We start from the raw sequence: 16,199 nt of genomic DNA, 5'->3' as shown, positions 1-16,199 counted from the left end.
GCATCCGGCGGCGGTTCCTCGGCGGCCCCTTCCCAGGGCACCGCCCCCGCGACGCGCCCGACGACGGCCCGGCCCTCCGCCTCGCCGAGCACCGAGCCGACCCGGGTATCGGCGGACGCGGCGGTCCCCCCCAACGCCGGCGGCGGGTCCAGTGAGGAATCGGCCTCCGGGCTCAACAGCTGGGTCATGGTCGGCGGCGCCGGCCTGCTGCTCCTCGGTGTTACCGTCGCCTTCACTTTCATCCGCAGGATGGCCCACCCGCATTAGGCGCCGTTCCAACCTTTTCCCGGGGTGCAGTCGGACGGCGCGGCCGGATTAGTGTTTCTCGACAAACCTTGTGGAAAATGTTCGCGCGCTGGTGTAGTTTATTCCTCGTCATGATCACCAGCTTCTTGCTAACCTGGTAGACGACGCGTATTATGCCGATCCGTCGGCGCGAAGGAGGATGGGATGAAGCACGCGCGCGGAGCCGCGGTCAGCGCCCAGCGGCAGATCGCCAATCAACTCCGGTTCCTGACCGTTGGACTCGGAGCCGTCCTCGTGCTCGTCGTCGCCGTCATGCTCCCCGCGACGGCGAGCGACCGGTGGGACAACCCGTTCATGCCGCTCGAGCTCCCCAGCACCGAAGTGCGTGTCACAGTGATACCCGGGTCGGACTTCACCCCCACTGAATCCGAGGCGAAGGGGGCCTACGTCGGCGTCCTCCTCGACGAGGGCGCCGTCACCCGCTACGAGCCGCAGACCAACCCGGATACGGGCGGTCCGCTCGCCAGGGACGACTTCTACGCCGTCGGACGGGTGTCCCCGGACGGCGACTTCGCCGTGTCCGTCGATCTTCCGAACGGCACTAACAACCCCCAGAGGGCCTCCTGGTACGACGGGGACGTGCACAAGCTGACGATCTACGTCTACTACGCGGGCGACGCCCTGCAGTCGAAGACCGCGCACTACCTGCGGATCGTCCAGGCGCCCGAGCCCGGGCCCACCACGGAGCCGGAGCCCTCCGAGGCCCCGACCACCCCGGCGCCCACCGCTCCGCAGCCCACGGCCACCCCGACCACTCCGGCGCCCACCACCTCGGCCCCGGCCCCCACGCAGGAGCCGACCACGGACCCGCAGTCCCATGCGACCACAGCCAGTCCGCGTCCCCAGTCCCCGGCCCCCGATCCGGTGCCCAGCTCCGAGCCGCAGCCGGAGCCCTCCACGCAGACCCCCGATCCCTACACGCCCCCGCAGGAGCCGACTTCGGAGAAGCCGCCCGTCCCCTCCGAGCCGTCGCACGCCCCCGTCGCGCCTGACCCGACGCCCAGCACTGCGGGCCCCGCCCAGTCGGACGGCAGCGCGGATCCGGATCCCACGCCCAGTGCGACCTCCAACACGGTGAAGCCGGATGGGGAGCCCGTACTGCCGGTCGCCAGCGAGTCCGACCTCACCGACGCGAACACAGGGGGGGTCTCCGCCTCCTTCGCCTCGGGCAAAGTCACCGTGAACGTCCCCTCGGACAAGGCGCCCGCCGGCGACTGGGTCTCCGCGAACATCCTGCCGGGCCGTCAGGCCCAGTGGCTGCAGGTCAGCGACGACAACCAGGCGTCGATGGATCTGCCGTCCCTGCCCAACGGCGAGTACAAGATCGTCATCGCCACGCGCGACCACACCCTGGTCGGGTGGGCCCAGTTCAAGGTCGCCACCACCTCCGCCTCCGGCGCGGGGGACGGCGCAGCGGTCGACACCTCCGCTTCCATGAACGCGCACGCGCAGATGCTGGAGAACTCGCTGCGCACCGACGCCGCGGACGGCCTCAACGGCTACTTGCTGGGCGCCGGCGCGTGCATGCTGATCCTCGGCGGCCTAGTGGTCCTCCAGGTGATGTCCGGTCCGACGCTGCGGGGCATGCGCAAGAGCGGGAGCTGAGCCCCAGGCGCTCTGCGGGGCGGCCTCCCAGAGCGGGGGCCGCCCCGCGCCTGCGCACGCAGGGCGTTAGTCTGTCCGCATGGATCTCTTCGCAGCCCAGGGCATCGATGACGCGGGCGTCCCCGCATACAGCCCCGACGCGCCTCTGGCCGTCCGCATGCGGCCCGCGCGCATCGAGGAGGTGGTCGGGCAGGACCACCTGCTCGGCGAGGGCGCGCCACTGCGGCGTCTGCTCGAACCGGCGTCCGGCGCCTCCGTCGCGGTGTCGTCGGTGGTCCTGTGGGGGCCGCCCGGAACGGGGAAGACGACCCTGGCCTACCTGGTGGCCCGGACGACGAGCCGCCGCTTCGAAGAGCTGTCGGCAGTGTCCTCGGGCGTCAGGGACATCCGCGACGTGGTCGGCGGGGCCAGGAGGCGGCTCGCGGCCGGGGGCGGGGAGACGGTCCTTTTCGTCGACGAGGTCCACCGCTTCTCCAAGTCGCAACAGGACGCCCTGCTGCCCGCCGTTGAGAACCGATGGGTGGTCCTGGTCGCCGCGACGACGGAGAACCCGTCGTTCTCCGTCATCCCACCGCTCCTGTCGCGCTCCCTGCTGCTCACGCTGCGCCCGCTCGACGGCGCGGCGGTCGCGGGGCTCATCGAGCGCGCCCTCGCCGACGACCGGGGGCTCGCGGGCGCGTTCACCATCACCGACGAGGCGCGCGACGCCCTCGTGCGCCTGGCGGGGTCGGACGCCCGCAAGTCCTTGACCCTGCTCGAGGCCGCGGCGGGGGCGGCCGCCGGGGCGGGCGGAGCGTCCATCGGCCTCCCCCAGGTCGAGGCCGCCGCAAACCGGGCGCTGGTGCGGTGGGACCAGGACCAGCACTACGACGTGGCCTCCGCGTTCATCAAATCGATGCGCGGCTCCGACGTGGACGCCGCCCTCCACTACCTGGCGCGGATGATCGAGGCGGGGGAGGATCCGCGCTTCATCGCCCGGCGCGTCATGATCGCCGCCTCCGAGGAGGTGGGCATGGCCGCCCCGGAAGTCCTCACCACCTGCGTGAGCGCGGCGCAGGCGGTCGCCATGGTCGGCATGCCCGAGGCGCGGATCGTCCTGGCCCAGGCCGTCATCGCGGTCGCCACGGCGCCGAAGTCGAACGCCTCGTACACGGGGATCGACCGCGCCCTGGCGGATCTGCGCGCGGGCAAGGGCGGTCCCGTCCCCGCCCACCTGCGCGACGCGCACTACCCGGGCGCGGCAGGCCTGGGCCACGGGGAGGGGTACGTCTACGCGCACGACGCGCCCCACCACGTCGCGGCGCAGCAGTACCTGCCCGACGACCTCGTCGGGGTCCGGTACTACGAGCCGACCCGCAATGGAAACGAGGCGCTCATCACGAAGAGGCTCGAGGCGATCAGGAACCTCCTGGAAATGCGCTAGCATGGCGGGGCTGCCTTCTGCGGAAGGCTCCCTGGGGCCCTAGCCGTGCGGCACCGCCGCAAGAGTTGGCCCCATGCCCGTGCCCGGCACGGGCATGACACTGGAAACAGGAAAGAAAAGAGAACATGGCAAAGAACCGTTCCCGCAAGCAGGTGCGCGAGTCGCGCGCCCTCGGCCTGGCCCTGACGCCCAAGGCCGTCCGCTACTTCGAGAAGCGCCCCTACGGCCCCGGCGAGCACGGCCGTTCGCGCCGCCGCCAGGATTCTGACTACGCGGTCCGCCTCAAGGAGAAGCAGCGCCTGCGCGCCCAGTACGGCATCCGCGAGGCCCAGCTGCGCCGCGCCTTCGAGGAGGCCCGCCGCACCGCCGGCCTGACCGGTGAGAACCTGGTCGAGCTCCTCGAGATGCGCATCGACGCGCTCGTCCTGCGCGCGGGTATCGCCCGTACCATCCAGCAGGCCCGCCAGTTCGTCGTGCACCGCCACATCCTGGTCGACGGCAAGATCGTCGACCGCCCCTCCTTCCGCGTCAATCCGGGGCAGACCCTGCAGGTCAAGCCCAAGTCGCAGACCACGGTCCCCTTCGAGATCGCCGCGCAGGGCATCCACCGCGATGTGCTGCCCCAGGTCCCCGACTACCTCGACGTCGACCTCGAGCGCCTGAAGGCCACCCTGGTGCGCCGCCCCAAGCGCGCAGAGGTCCCCGTCACCTGCGACGTCCAGATGGTCGTCGAGCACTACTCGCGCTGACACGGGCCCGCGCGCCCCGGGGCACTGGGCCCCGGGGCGCGTTGTCGTAACCGCAGGGCCGTGCGGGGCCGCCCCCGGTGCCGGGGAGCGCCGGAGGCCCCGCCGTCCGCCGTGCTCGGCGGCCGCGCCGGCCCCCGCAGGGTCCCTTCCACCAACACGACGGAGTGATGTCGCATGCGCCCGCGTGGGCGATGTGGAGGCTGGGGTGGTTGTTGTCTAAGATGGGTTCTCATGCGCACCAGTGAAATCCGCAGCCGTTGGCTGGAGTTCTTCGCCGCCCGGGATCACGAGATCCGCCCCTCAGTCCCCCTGATCTCGCCCGAGCCCTCCATTCTGTTCACGGTCGCGGGAATGGTCCCCTTCATCCCCTACATCCTCGGAACGGAGCCGGCGCCGTGGCCCAGGGCGGCCTCCGTGCAGAAGTGCGTGCGGACGAACGACATCGACAACGTGGGCAAGACGACGCGCCACGGCACGTTCTTCCAGATGAACGGCAACTTCTCCTTCGGCGACTACTTCAAAGAGGGCGCGATCGACTTCGCGTGGCACCTGCTCACCGACCCCCGCGACCAGGGCGGCTACGGGCTCGACGGCGACCGCCTGTGGATGACGATCTGGGAAGAGGACCAGGTCTCCTTCGACTACTGGACCCGCGAGATCGGCTTGCCCGCCGAGCGCATCCAGCGCCTCCCCTTCGCCGAGATCTCCTGGTCGACGGGGCAGCCCGGGCCGGCCGGCTCGTGCTGCGAGATCCATTACGACCGCGGAGCGCAATACGGCCCCGGCGGGGGGCCCGTGGTCGACACGGGGGGTGACCGCTTCCTGGAGATCTGGAACCTGGTCTTCGACGAGTTCGTCCGCGGCGAGGGGGCCGGGCACGACTTCGAACTGGTCGGCAAGCTCGACCGGACCGCGATCGACACGGGGGCCGGCCTGGAGCGCCTGGCCTTCATCATGCAGGACAAGCCGAACATGTACGAGATCGACGAGGTCTTCCCCGTGATCGCCGCAGCGGAGGCGATGAGCGGGAAGACCTACGGCCTGGGCGCCGCGGGGCCCGAGGCGGGCGAGGCCTACGCCGACGACGTGCGCCTGCGCGTCGTGGCCGACCACGTGCGCTCCTCCTTGATGCTGATAGGGGACGGCGTGCGGCCAGGCAACGACGGACGCGGCTACGTGCTGCGCCGCCTGATCCGCAGGGCCGTGCGCTCCATGCGCCTGCTCGGCGTCCACGACGCGGCGATGCCCGTGCTGCTGACGGCCTCGAAGGACGCGATGCGCGCCTCGTACCCGGAGCTCGAGGCCGATTGGGGGACCATCTCCGAGGTCGCCTACGCGGAGGAGGACGCGTTCCGCCGCACCCTGAGCGCGGGGACCACGATCCTGGACACGGCGGTGGCCCAGGCGCGGAGCGCAGGATCGCCGATCCCGGGCGCTTCGGCGTTCTCCCTGCACGACACCTACGGCTTCCCCATCGACCTGACACTGGAGATGGCCGCGGAGCAGGGCGTGAAGGTCGACGAGGACGGCTTCCGCGCGCTCATGGAGGAGCAGAAGGAGCGCGCACGGGCGGACGCGCGCGCGAAGAAGACGGGCCACACCGACGTCCGCGTCTTCCAGGAGATCGAGAAGCGCCTGGGCGGGGGATCGGAGTTCCTGGGGTACACCGAGTCCGGCTGCGACGCCTCGGTGGTCGCGCTGCTGGTGGACGGCCACGACGCCCCCGCGGCGCAGGCGGGCGCCGACGTCGAGGTGGTCCTGGACCGCACGCCGTTCTACGCGGAGATGGGCGGGCAGCTGGCCGACCACGGGACCATCCGCGCCGAGGGCGGGGCTGTCATCGAGGTCAACGACGTGCAGGCGCCGATCCGCGGGCTGTTCGTCCACAGGGGCACCGTCGTCGAGGGCGCGGTGGCCGTGGGCGAGAGGGCGTTCGCGCAGATCGACACGCGGCGGCGCCTGGCCATCGCGCGCGCCCACACCGCCACCCACATGGTGTACGCGGGCCTGCGCGCGGTGGTGGGCCAGGACGCCTCGCAGGCGGGCTCTGAGAACTCGCCGTCGCGCCTGCGCTTCGACTTCCGCCACTCCAGCGCGCTCGGCGCCTCCCAGGTGGACGACATCGAGGCCCTGGTCAACGAGAAACTCGCAGAGGATCTGCCCGTGACCACGGAGGTCATGGGCATCGAGGAGGCCCGCGCGTCGGGCGCCATCGCCCTGTTCGGCGAGAAGTACGGCTCCCGGGTCCGCGTCGTCACAATAGGCGACGGCTTCGACAAGGAGCTGTGCGGCGGGACGCACGTCCCCTCGACCGGGCACCTGGGGCGGGTCACCGTCCTCGGGGAGGGCTCCATCGGCTCGGGCGTGCGCCGCATCGACGCCCTGGTGGGGGACGGGGCCTACGAGTACCAGGCGAAGGAGCACGCCATCGTGTCCCGCCTGGCGTCCCTGGTGGGCGGCAGGCCCGAGGACCTGCCCGAGCGCGTCGAGGCCCTGCTGGCCAGACTCAAGGAGTCGGAGAAGGAACTGGAGAAGAGCCGCATCGACCAGGCCCTGTCGCAGGCGGCCGGCCTGGCCGCGCGGGCCAAGACGATCGGGCGGCTGACCGGGGTCGTGGCCGCTGTGGGCGCCGTGCCCTCGGCCGACGCGCTGCGCACCCTGGCGCTCGACGTGCGCGACCGCATCGGCGGGTCCGGGGCAGCGGTCGTCGCCCTCGCGGGGCTGGTCGGCGGCAAGCCGTCACTCGTCGTGGCCACGAACGACGGCGCCCGCGCGCGCAAGGCGAAGGCGGGTGCGCTCGTGCGCGCGGTCGGTTCCTTCCTGGGCGGGGGCGGCGGCGGGCGCGACGACATCGCGCAGGGCGGCGGCACGAAGCCCGAGGGCGTCGGCAGGGCGCTCGAAGAGCTGCGCCGGCAGATCGAGGGCCTGTGACCTTGCGCCGTGGAGTGCGGATCGGGGTCGATGTCGGCACCGTGCGGGTGGGGGTCGCGCGGACGGACCCGGAGGGGATCCTCTCGATCCCCGTCCGGACGCTCCGGCGCGCCGACGACTGGTCGGACGTTGAGGAATTGGCCACGATCGTCGCCCAATACGACGCCATCGAGGTGCTCGTGGGCTTGCCGCGCCACCTCAAGGGCGGGGAGGGGGTTTCCGCGAAGGGGGCCCGTCGTTACGCGCGCCGGGTCAAGGTCGCGTGTCCTGGCGTTCGCGTTGCTATGGTGGATGAGAGGCTCTCGTCGACCCAGGCCCACCAGCGACTTCGTGCGCGCGGGGTGCCCGAGACCGACCACCGCGGGGTCATCGACCAGGTCGCCGCTCAGATCATCATCGAGCACGCCCTGGACACCGAGCGCATCAGCGGGCGGGCCCCTGGAGAGCCGGTAGACGCACCCGAAAGCGAGGAGACTGGGCGATGACGAGTTCAACCCCTCCCAGCTACCCCTTCCGCTCGCGGCGCGAGATCCACCGCAACGAGCCCCGCACCTACTCCGACGCGGACCTGCACCCGGACTCCGACGAGGAGGCCACCGCCCGTACCGGACGGGCAACCGATCCGGCCGCGGGCCATCCGGGGCGGCACCGTCCCAGTGGGGCGGGGCGCGCGGGCGCGGCCGTCCCCGGTTCCCGCACCAAGGCGGCCGCCAGGGCCGGCGCCCGCAGGGGCGCGGTCCTCGGCACCGCCACCGCTGCGGAGCGCGCCTCCGTCCCCCACCGGAGCGCGGTCGCGCAGGAGTCCGACGACGCCCCCGGTCAGGGGGACGCGCCCGCTTCCATAGAGTCCGACTTCCCCTGGCCCAGCAGCACCCGCTCGCGCAGGAGCACTCCTAAGAAACGCCGCGCGGCGGCCAGCGAGGGCAAGGCGGAGCCACGGCGGGAGCACCCGGGCCCCAGCGCGCACACCGCGGAGATCCCGGCGGTCGGCCGCTCGGACGCCGATGGGGCCGACCAGGAGGAGGCCTTCGAGGAGGAGACCACCGGGATGCGGTCCCGGCGCCTCGCGCGGGAGCGCCAGGCGGCCAAGAAGAGGCGGTTCTGGCGCAGGGTGCGCTCGTTCTTCGTCCTCGTGATCGTCCTGGCCATGGTCGGCGGCGCCGGGTACCTGGCCGTGCGCCAGTTGCGCAGCAGCGCCAACCAGACCGCCCAGGACGACTTCCCGGGCCCGGGCACGGAGGCCGTCTCCGTGACCATCGAGGAGAACTCCACGGGCCGCGACATCGGGAAGACGCTGGTCGACGCCGGGGTCGTGAAGTCGGTCGGGGCCTTCATCCGCCAGTTCGAGAAGAGCAAGGCGGCCACGTCCATCCGCCCGGGCACCTACTCGATGCGGCTGCAGATGAGCGCCGCCGAGGCGCTCGCCGCCCTCCTGGACGAGACGAACCGGACGGACAACACGATCACGGTGATCCCCGGTACGACGATCTGGCAGGTGAAGGCGAAGATCGCCGACATCATGGGCGTGTCCGAGGACGAGGTGCAGCGGGCCCTGGACGACGCGGAGGCCATCGGCCTGCCCGCCGAGGCCAATGGGAAGGCCGAGGGGTGGCTGCTGCCGGGCACGTACGAGGTCGATCCCGAGGACACTCCCACGACGGTCGTCAAGAGGATGGTCGCGGGCACCGTCGCCGAGCTCGCGGAGATGGGCGTCGCCGACGCGGACCGTGAGACGGTGCTCATCAAGGCGTCCATCGTGGACGGCGAGGGCTACATCAAGCGCTACCAGCCGATGATCGCGAGAGTGATCGAGAACCGCCTGGCGGATCCCGACGGCGAGACCCGGGGCCGCTTGGAAATGGACTCGACCGTGCAGTACGGCGTCGGCAAGTCGGGCGGCGTGCCCGACGCCACCGCCATCGCCGACGACAACCCCTACAACACCCGCCTGCACGCGGGCCTGCCCCCCACGCCGATCGGCCAGCCCTCCCGCGACGCCATCTCCGCGGTCGTCAACCCAGCCCAGGGCACGTGGCTGTACTTCACCACCGTCAACCTGGACACTGGCGAGACCCTGTTCGCGGACAACTTCGCCGAGCAGATGGAGAATCAGAAGAAGTTCCAGGACTACTGCGCCTCGCACGAGGGGAAGTGCTGACGGTGCCGTGGGCAGCGGTCATCGGCTCTCCGATCGCGCACTCGTTGTCCCCGGTGATCCACCGGGCCGCATGGGAGTGCCTCGGACTGGCGGGCGACTGGGAGTACAGGAGTGCCGAGGTGGACCGCGGGGGGCTGGGCGCCTTCATCGCCGGCCTGGACCCCCAGTGCCGCGGCCTGTCGGTCACAATGCCGTGCAAGCAAGCGGTCATGCCGCTCATGGACGTCGTCGATCCACTGGCCGCGGCCGTGGGGGCGGTGAACACGGTGGTGCCCGGGGCGGGCGTCCTGACGGGCTTCAACACCGACGTCCACGGCATCACGACGGCCATCGCCGAGGCGAGGGCGGCGCGGGGCCTGGGGCCGGCGCGCAGCGCCTGCGTCCTGGGGGCGCGGGCGACGGCCTCATCCGCGCTCGCTGCGCTCGGCGCCCTGGGCGTCACCCGCACGACCGTTGTGGCCCGCCGGTTCTCGGGCCCGGGGTCGGTCGTGGCGGCGGCGGCGCGCATGGGCGTCGGGATCGACCAGGTGCTGATCGGGGACACCACGAGGGCGGGGGCCGCGCTGGCCGCGGACATCGTGGTGTCGACGCTGCCGGCGGGCGCCGCCGACCCGCTGGCCGCCCTGGTGCGCCCCGGCGGGCACCAGTGCCTGCTCGACGTCGTGTACGCGCCGCGCGACACGGCACTGCGCCGCGCTTTCGAGGCGGGCGGCGCCGTTATCGCCGAGGGCACGGAGATGCTCATCCACCAGGGCGCCCAGCAGGTGCGCCTCATGACGGGGCGCGACCCCGACACCGGCGTGATGCGGGCCGCGCTGGAAGCCGAGGTCGCTAGCCGGGAGGGCCGCTGATCCGCCATGATCGTCGATTGGCTGCCGGAGAAGGCAGTGGCGAACTTCTCCATCGTCTCGGGCTTCCTCACGTGGATCGTCATCCTGTTCTGGCTGGCGAACTCGGGCTGGAGGATCCAGCGGAGGTACTTCGTGGAGGCCACGCGCACACCCCTTGGCCGCAACGGAATAGTGTGGTCTTCGGCACTCATGGGAGCGGTGTTCTTCGTCGCGGGCGAGCGCCGTCCCGGCCTGCCCGCGATCCTCGCGGTGGCGATGGTGGGCGTGCTCAGCGCCTACGTCGACGCCCTCACGCACCGGCTGCCCAACGGCTACACCGCCGCGATGGCAGTGGGCGTCTGCGCGGGACTGGTCGGTGGCGCCCTGGTGTCCCCCTTCTGGAAGGAGCGCCTCACCGGCTCGGCCCTGGGCGTGGTCATCTGGCTCGCGCCCGTCTGGCTGCTCAACAGGCTCCCGGGCGGTATGGGGGCGGGGGACGTGAAGCTCGCCCCCGTCCTCGGCGCGATGGTGGGGTCGGTCGGCGTGGAGGCGGCCGCCGCCGGCCTCGCACTGGCCTTCGTGTCCGCGGGAGTGGCCGCCCTGTGGAAACTGGTCGTCGGATCGGCGGGCACGAAGAGCCGCGTTCCCATGGGGCCGTGGATGATCGGGGCGGCGCTCTTCGCCACCGTCGCGTGGGGAGTGATCCCGGACTGGCTGTAGGCCCGGCACCACCGGAGGCGCGCCCGTGAGACACGGCGGGACGGCCGGTGGCGTCGATGACACAATGATCGGCGTGACCAGTCCTTCGAAGAGCACCAGCGACAACCCGCCCGGCGTCGACCTGCAGTGGGGCCAGACTTGGCCCGACAGGCAGGAGTTCCGCCGTCTGGCCGCGACCCGGCGCGTGGTCCCGGTGGTCAGGCGCGTCCTGGCCGACGAGCTCTCCGCCGTGGGCGTGTACAGGCAACTGGCCCACGGCTCGCACGGCAGTTTCATCCTGGAGTCCGCCGAGCACGGCGGCGCGTGGGGCAGGTGGTCCTTCGTGGGCGCCTCCAGCGCGGGCGCCATCGTCTCCAGCGAAGGGAGGGCCCGGTGGGTGGGGGCGCGCCCCGAGGGCGCGCTCGCCGAGGGCACGTTCCTGGAAGTCGCGCACTCGGCGCTGGCGGAGCTGCACGCCCCGCCGATCCCCGGGCTCCCGCCCCTGACGGGGGCGCTCGTGGGGTCACTGGGGTGGGGCATCATCCCCGAGTGGGAGCCCACCCTGGTGGCCTCGTCGCCCCGCGAGTCGGACATCCCCGACGCCGCGCTGTGCCTGGCGACGGAGGTCGCCGCGATCGACCACCGCACGGGATCTGTGTACCTCATGGCGATCGCCTGGAACCTCAACGGCACGGACGAGGGGGTGGACGGCGCCTACGACTCCGCCCTGGCGCGCGTGGACGCGATGACGCGCCAACTGGCCGCCCCCATCAGCCCGGCGGTGCTCGCCGCCGACCCCGGGGCGGAGCGCCCCGCCGTCCGCCAGCGCACCCCGAGGGGCGCCTTCGAGGCATCGGTGGACGCCGCCAAGCGCGCCATCGAGGACGGCGAGGCGTTCCAGATCGTCGTCTCCCAGAGGCTCGACGTGCGCACGGGGGCGGCCGGGGTCGATGTGTACCGGGTCCTGCGGACGATCAACCCGTCGCCCTACATGTACTACCTGGCGCTGCCCGACGGCGACGGCGGCCAGTTCGAGGTCGTGGGCTCCTCCCCGGAGACGCTCGTGCGCACCCAGGGGCGCCGGGTGTGGACCTACCCGATCGCGGGTTCGCGCCCCAGGGGCGCTGACGGCGCGCAGGACCGGGCACTGGCCGAGGAGCTCCTCCAGGATCCGAAGGAGCTGTCGGAGCACGTGATGCTGGTCGACCTGGCGCGCAACGACCTGTCGAAGGTGTGCGACCCGGCGACCGTGGAGGTCTCCACCCTCATGGAGGTCAAGCGCTTCTCCCACATCCAGCACATCTCCTCGACGGTGACAGGGGTGCTGCGGCCCGACGCGGACGCCCTGGACTGCCTGGTGGCGGCCTTCCCCGCGGGGACCCTGTCGGGAGCGCCCAAGCCCCGTGCGATCCGCCTCATCGACGAGCTGGAGCCCGCGGCGCGCGGCGTCTACGGGGGAGTGGTGGGCTACTTCGACCTCGGCGGCGAGGCCGACCTGGCGATCGCCATCCGCACGGCCGCGCTGCGCGGCGGCACCGCGTCGGTGCAGGCGGGCGCGGGACTGGTCGCGGACTCTGTGCCGTCCTTGGAGTACGAGGAGTCGCGCAACAAAGCCGCCGCCGCCCTGGAGGCGGTGACGACCGCGTCGACACTGCGCCCCTGGTCGTCACTCTAGCCCGGATACCGGTCGGCGGGGGGAGCGGATTTCGGGCGCCGCGCCCCGTGGCGATAGCATCGTTGGGACTGAAGGTTAGAGGAGGGTCGCCGTGAGCGTTCTCGAGGGCATTATCGCCGGAGTGATGGAGGACCTGAGGGTCCGGGAGTCCGCAGTGCCGATGGAGGAGGTCAAGGAGCTCGCCCTGCGCGCTCCCGACGCCAAGGACGCCGTCTCCGCGCTGAGGGGCTCCGACGGGGCGGTGACGATCATCTCGGAGGTGAAGAGGTCCTCGCCCTCGAAGGGGGAGCTGGCCGCCATCCCCGATCCCGCCTCCCTGGCCTCGACCTACGAGCGCGGGGGCGCCTCGGTGGTCTCGGTCCTCACGGAGGGGCGCCGCTTCGGGGGCTCCCTGGCGGATCTCGACGCGGTGCGCGCGGCGGTGGACATCCCCGTGCTGCGCAAGGACTTCATCGTCACCCCGTACCAGATCCACGAGGCGCGGGCCCACGGCGCCGACCTGGTCCTCCTCATCGTCGCGGCCCTCGAGAAGCCGGCGCTGGTGTCCCTGCTCGAGCGGGTGCGCTCGCTGGGGATGGAGGCGCTCGTGGAGGCGCACTCGCGCCTGGAGGTGCTGCGCGCCCTCGAGGCCGGCGCCAGCGTCATCGGCGTGAACGCGCGGGATCTGACGACCCTGGAGGTCGATCGCCACACCATCGAGCAGGTCATCGACGTGATCCCGGAGGACGTCGTGGCGGTGGCGGAGTCGGGGGTCTCCAACGCGCACGACGTGTTCGAGTACGCGAAGTGGGGGGCCGACGCCGTGCTCGTCGGCGAAGCGCTGGTCACCTCCGGGAACCCGTTGGAGTCTATTCGTGACATGGTGAGCGCCGGGGCGCACCCCGCGCTGCTCACGGACCGCAAGGCGCGCGTGCGCCAGGCCCTACAGGAAGGCTGATCCTATGTCTCTCAACACCGCTCAAGGACCCTACTTCGGGGGGTTCGGCGGCCGTTTCGTCGCCGAGTCGTTGATGGGCCCGCTGGAGGAGGTGGAGGCCGCGTGGAGGCGCCTGTGGCCCGATCCGGGGTTCCAGCGGAGCCTGCGCTCCCTGTTCGCCGACTACGCCGGGCGCCCCTCGCTGCTCACCGAGGCGCCCCGCTTCGCCTCGGACCTGGGCGGCGTGCGCGTCCTGCTCAAGCGGGAGGACCTCAACCACACGGGCTCCCACAAGATCAACAACGTGCTCGGCCAGGCGCTGCTCACGCGGGAACTGGGCAAGACCAGGGTCATCGCCGAGACGGGCGCCGGCCAGCACGGGGTCGCCACGGCGACGGCCGCTGCCCTGATGGGCTTGGAGTGCACGGTCTACATGGGCAAGGAGGACACGGAGCGCCAAGCGCTGAACGTGGCGCGCATGCAAATGCTCGGAGCCGAGGTGGTCGCGGTGTCGGCGGGCTCGGCGACACTCAAGGACGCGATCAACGAGGCGTTCCGCGACTGGGTGACGACCGCCGCGACGACCAACTACGTGTTCGGCACCGCCGCGGGCCCGCACCCCTTCCCGGAGCTGGTGCGGGACCTGCAGCGCGTCATCGGCGACGAGGCCCGCGCCCAGCTGCTCGCGGCGGAGGGGCGCCTGCCCGACGTGGTGTGCGCGTGCGTGGGCGGGGGCTCGAACGCCATCGGAGCGTTCACGGCCTTCCTGGACGACCCGGGGGTGGCGCTGCTGGGGTGCGAGGCGGGGGGCGACGGTTTCGGCACGGGCCGCCACGCGGCGTCGATCATCGCCGACCAGCAGGGCGTCCTCCACGGCGCCCGCACCTTCGTCCTCCAGGAGCGCGACGGGCAGACGAAGCCCTCGCACTCGATCTCCGCGGGACTGGACTACCCGGGCGTTGGCCCCGAGCACGCGTGGCTGGCAGAGACGGGGCGCGCCTCGTACACCCCCGTCCCCGACGACGAGGCGATGGACGCCTTCGCGCGCCTGAGCCGCACGGAGGGCATCATCCCCGCGATCGAGTCCGCGCACGCGCTGGCGGGCGCCCGCGCATGGGCGCGGGCGAAAGCCGAGGCGGAGGGCCCCTTCGACGGGGCGGGGGCGCCCATCGCGCTGGTCGTCCTGTCGGGCAGGGGCGACAAGGACATGGGCACCGCGTCGCGCTGGTTCGGCTACGGGCGGGCCAAGGAGCAGATCATCGACCCGAGCGCCGGACCGAGCGGGGTCCGCGCCGTCACGAAGGAGGCGCGATGACGACCGCGCGCGCACCCCATTCCGCAGTCCGCATCGACCAGGCCAACGCCCGGGGCGACGCCGCCCTGATCGCGTACCTGCCGGTGGGCTTCCCCACAGTGGAGGCGTCGGTGCGGGCGGGCAAGGCACTGGCCGACGCCGGTGTGGACGCCATTGAACTGGGCTTCCCCTACTCGGATCCGGGGATGGACGGACCCACCATCCAGCGGGCCACGGTGGCCGCGCTCGAGCGCGGAACGCACATCGAGGACCTGTTCCACGCCGTCGACGAGCTCACGGCGCACGGGGTGGCGACCATGGTGATGACCTACTGGAACCCGGTCGAGTGGTGGGGGGTGGAGCGCTTCGCCGCCGACCTCGCCGGGGTGGGCGGCTCCGGCCTGATCACCCCCGACCTGCCGCCCGAGGAGGGCGCGCAGTGGGAGGCCGCGGCCGACGCCAACGGCCTGGAGCGCGTGTACCTGTCGGCGCCGTCCTCGCCTGCCCGCAGGCTCGCCCTCATCGCCGCGCACTCCAGGGGGTGGGTGTACGCCGCCTCGTCGATGGGCGTCACGGGGGCGCGCGCCTCGGTGGGCGCGCACGTGCGCGACGTCGTCGAGCGCACCCGGGCGGCCGGCGCGGAGCGCGTGTGCGTGGGCCTGGGGGTCTCCACCGGCGCCCAGGCGCGCGAGATCGGCGCCTACGCCGACGGCGTCATCGTCGGATCGGCGCTGGTGCGCACCCTGTTCTCCGAGCCCTTCGAACGGGCGCTCGTGGAACTGGGGGCGCTGGCGGACGAACTCGTCGGGGGAGTGAAGGGGGCGCGCCGATGACTGCGCTCGTCCAGGCCGGGATCCCCTCGCCGTCGGTCGGCGTGTGGTACGTGGGCCCGGTGCCTCTGCGCGCCTACGGGATCATCATCGCGGTCGGCATGGTCGTCGCGCTCGCGTGGGCCTCGCGCCGCTACGGGCGGCGCGGCGGGGACCCCGACCTGCTCTTCGACCTGGCGCTGTGGGCGATCCCCCTGGGCATCGTCGGCGCCCGCCTCTACCATGTGATCACCTCGCCCGAGCAGTACTTCGGGCCGGGCGGGGACCCGTGGCAGGTGTGGCAGATATGGCGCGGCGGCCTCGGCATCTGGGGAGCGGTCGCCCTCGGCGCGGTGGGCGCCTGGATCGGGGCGAGGCGCGCGGGCGCGCGCCTGGGGCCAGTCGCGGACTCCCTGGCCCCCGCCCTGCTGGTCGGGCAGGCGATCGGGCGGTGGGGCAACTGGTTCAACCAGGAGCTCTTCGGCGCGCCCACGTCGGCGCCGTGGGGGCTGCGCATCGACGCCCTGCACATGCCGCCCGGGTACCCGCCGGGCACCCTGTTCCACCCGACCTTCCTCTACGAGTGCCTGTGGAACCTGGTCGGCGCCGCCCTCATCGTGTGGCTGGAGAAGCGGCTGCGCTTCAAGGCGGGGCAGGTCTTCGCCCTCTACCTCATGGTGTACACGGCGGGCAGGGTGTGGATCGAGGCGCTGCGCATCGACGACGCGCACAGGATCCTGGGCGTGCGGCTGAACGTGTGGACGTCGCTGCTCGTCTTCGCGGCCGGCGCCGTGTCGTTCCTGC

The 16,199-nt window shown here is 72.3% G+C and carries 14 protein-coding genes; all 14 read left to right on the top strand.

The window, feature by feature from the left end:
* On the top strand, positions 1-267 hold a 267-nt coding region (locus BH719_RS09775; protein WP_425415303.1), incomplete at its 5' end, for a hypothetical protein.
* A gap of 183 nt (positions 268-450) precedes the next feature.
* Positions 451-1,911: a hypothetical protein gene (locus BH719_RS00995; RefSeq protein ID WP_009399989.1), complete on the top strand. Its 1,461-nt coding sequence runs from the start codon at positions 451-453 to the stop codon at positions 1,909-1,911.
* A gap of 79 nt (positions 1,912-1,990) precedes the next feature.
* Complete coding sequence (locus BH719_RS00990; RefSeq protein WP_009399988.1) at positions 1,991-3,334, top strand: replication-associated recombination protein A; 1,344 nt, start codon at positions 1,991-1,993, stop codon at positions 3,332-3,334.
* Between the two features lie 125 nt (positions 3,335-3,459).
* Positions 3,460-4,083 (top strand): 30S ribosomal protein S4, encoded by a 624-nt coding sequence (gene rpsD, locus BH719_RS00985; protein WP_005872137.1) that lies wholly within the window; start codon positions 3,460-3,462, stop codon positions 4,081-4,083.
* Between the two features lie 231 nt (positions 4,084-4,314).
* On the top strand, positions 4,315-7,014 hold the full coding sequence (gene alaS / locus BH719_RS00980; protein WP_034255110.1) for an alanine--tRNA ligase: 2,700 nt from the start codon (positions 4,315-4,317) through the stop codon (positions 7,012-7,014).
* Positions 7,011-7,499, top strand: a complete 489-nt coding sequence (ruvX, locus tag BH719_RS00975) for a Holliday junction resolvase RuvX (protein WP_173647169.1) — start codon at positions 7,011-7,013, stop codon at positions 7,497-7,499. Before alaS ends, ruvX begins: the two co-directional genes overlap by 4 nt.
* Positions 7,496-9,172, top strand: a complete 1,677-nt coding sequence (mltG, locus tag BH719_RS09470) for an endolytic transglycosylase MltG (RefSeq protein WP_009399985.1) — start codon at positions 7,496-7,498, stop codon at positions 9,170-9,172. The genes ruvX and mltG overlap by 4 nt, the downstream gene beginning before the upstream one ends.
* Positions 9,166-10,023, top strand: a complete 858-nt coding sequence (locus BH719_RS00965; RefSeq protein ID WP_009399984.1) for a shikimate dehydrogenase — start codon at positions 9,166-9,168, stop codon at positions 10,021-10,023. The genes mltG and BH719_RS00965 overlap by 7 nt, the downstream gene beginning before the upstream one ends.
* Positions 10,024-10,029: 6 nt before the next feature.
* A complete protein-coding gene (locus BH719_RS00960; RefSeq protein WP_009399983.1) occupies positions 10,030-10,722 on the top strand; it encodes a prepilin peptidase in 693 nt (230 codons plus the stop codon).
* Positions 10,723-10,786: 64 nt separating this feature from the next.
* Positions 10,787-12,376, top strand: a complete 1,590-nt coding sequence (locus tag BH719_RS00955) for a chorismate-binding protein (RefSeq protein ID WP_009399982.1) — start codon at positions 10,787-10,789, stop codon at positions 12,374-12,376.
* A 91-nt stretch (positions 12,377-12,467) separates the two neighbouring features.
* Entirely contained in the window at positions 12,468-13,313 is an 846-nt protein-coding gene (gene trpC / locus BH719_RS00950; protein WP_009399981.1) for an indole-3-glycerol phosphate synthase TrpC, read from the top strand.
* 4 nt (positions 13,314-13,317) lie between these two features.
* Positions 13,318-14,607 (top strand): tryptophan synthase subunit beta, encoded by a 1,290-nt coding sequence (trpB, locus tag BH719_RS00945; protein WP_009399980.1) that lies wholly within the window; start codon positions 13,318-13,320, stop codon positions 14,605-14,607.
* Entirely contained in the window at positions 14,604-15,419 is an 816-nt protein-coding gene (trpA, locus tag BH719_RS00940; protein WP_009399979.1) for a tryptophan synthase subunit alpha, read from the top strand. Before trpB ends, trpA begins: the two co-directional genes overlap by 4 nt.
* A partial coding sequence (gene lgt, locus BH719_RS00935) for a prolipoprotein diacylglyceryl transferase (protein WP_009399978.1) occupies positions 15,416-16,199 on the top strand: 784 nt, incomplete at its 3' end. The genes trpA and lgt, both read left to right, overlap by 4 nt.

It is taken from the genome of Pauljensenia hongkongensis (assembly GCF_001746855.1).
GTDB lineage: Bacteria > Actinomycetota > Actinomycetes > Actinomycetales > Actinomycetaceae > Pauljensenia > Pauljensenia hongkongensis.
The sequence above is the reverse complement of the archived record's forward strand: the minus strand, read 5'-3'. Positions and strand labels throughout refer to the sequence as shown.

Bases quoted from the DNA above. Each gene is read 5' to 3' on its own strand.
- BH719_RS00995 (WP_009399989.1), top strand. From the start codon at position 451: ATGAAGCACGCGCGCGGAGCCGCGGTCAGCGCCCAGCGGCAGATCGCC.
- BH719_RS00990 (WP_009399988.1), top strand. From the start codon at position 1,991: ATGGATCTCTTCGCAGCCCAGGGCATCGATGACGCGGGCGTCCCCGCA.
- rpsD (WP_005872137.1), top strand. From the start codon at position 3,460: ATGGCAAAGAACCGTTCCCGCAAGCAGGTGCGCGAGTCGCGCGCCCTC.
- alaS (WP_034255110.1), top strand. From the start codon at position 4,315: ATGCGCACCAGTGAAATCCGCAGCCGTTGGCTGGAGTTCTTCGCCGCC.
- mltG (WP_009399985.1), top strand. From the start codon at position 7,496: ATGACGAGTTCAACCCCTCCCAGCTACCCCTTCCGCTCGCGGCGCGAG.
- BH719_RS00960 (WP_009399983.1), top strand. From the start codon at position 10,030: ATGATCGTCGATTGGCTGCCGGAGAAGGCAGTGGCGAACTTCTCCATC.
- BH719_RS00955 (WP_009399982.1), top strand. From the start codon at position 10,787: ATGATCGGCGTGACCAGTCCTTCGAAGAGCACCAGCGACAACCCGCCC.
- trpB (WP_009399980.1), top strand. From the start codon at position 13,318: ATGTCTCTCAACACCGCTCAAGGACCCTACTTCGGGGGGTTCGGCGGC.
- trpA (WP_009399979.1), top strand. From the start codon at position 14,604: ATGACGACCGCGCGCGCACCCCATTCCGCAGTCCGCATCGACCAGGCC.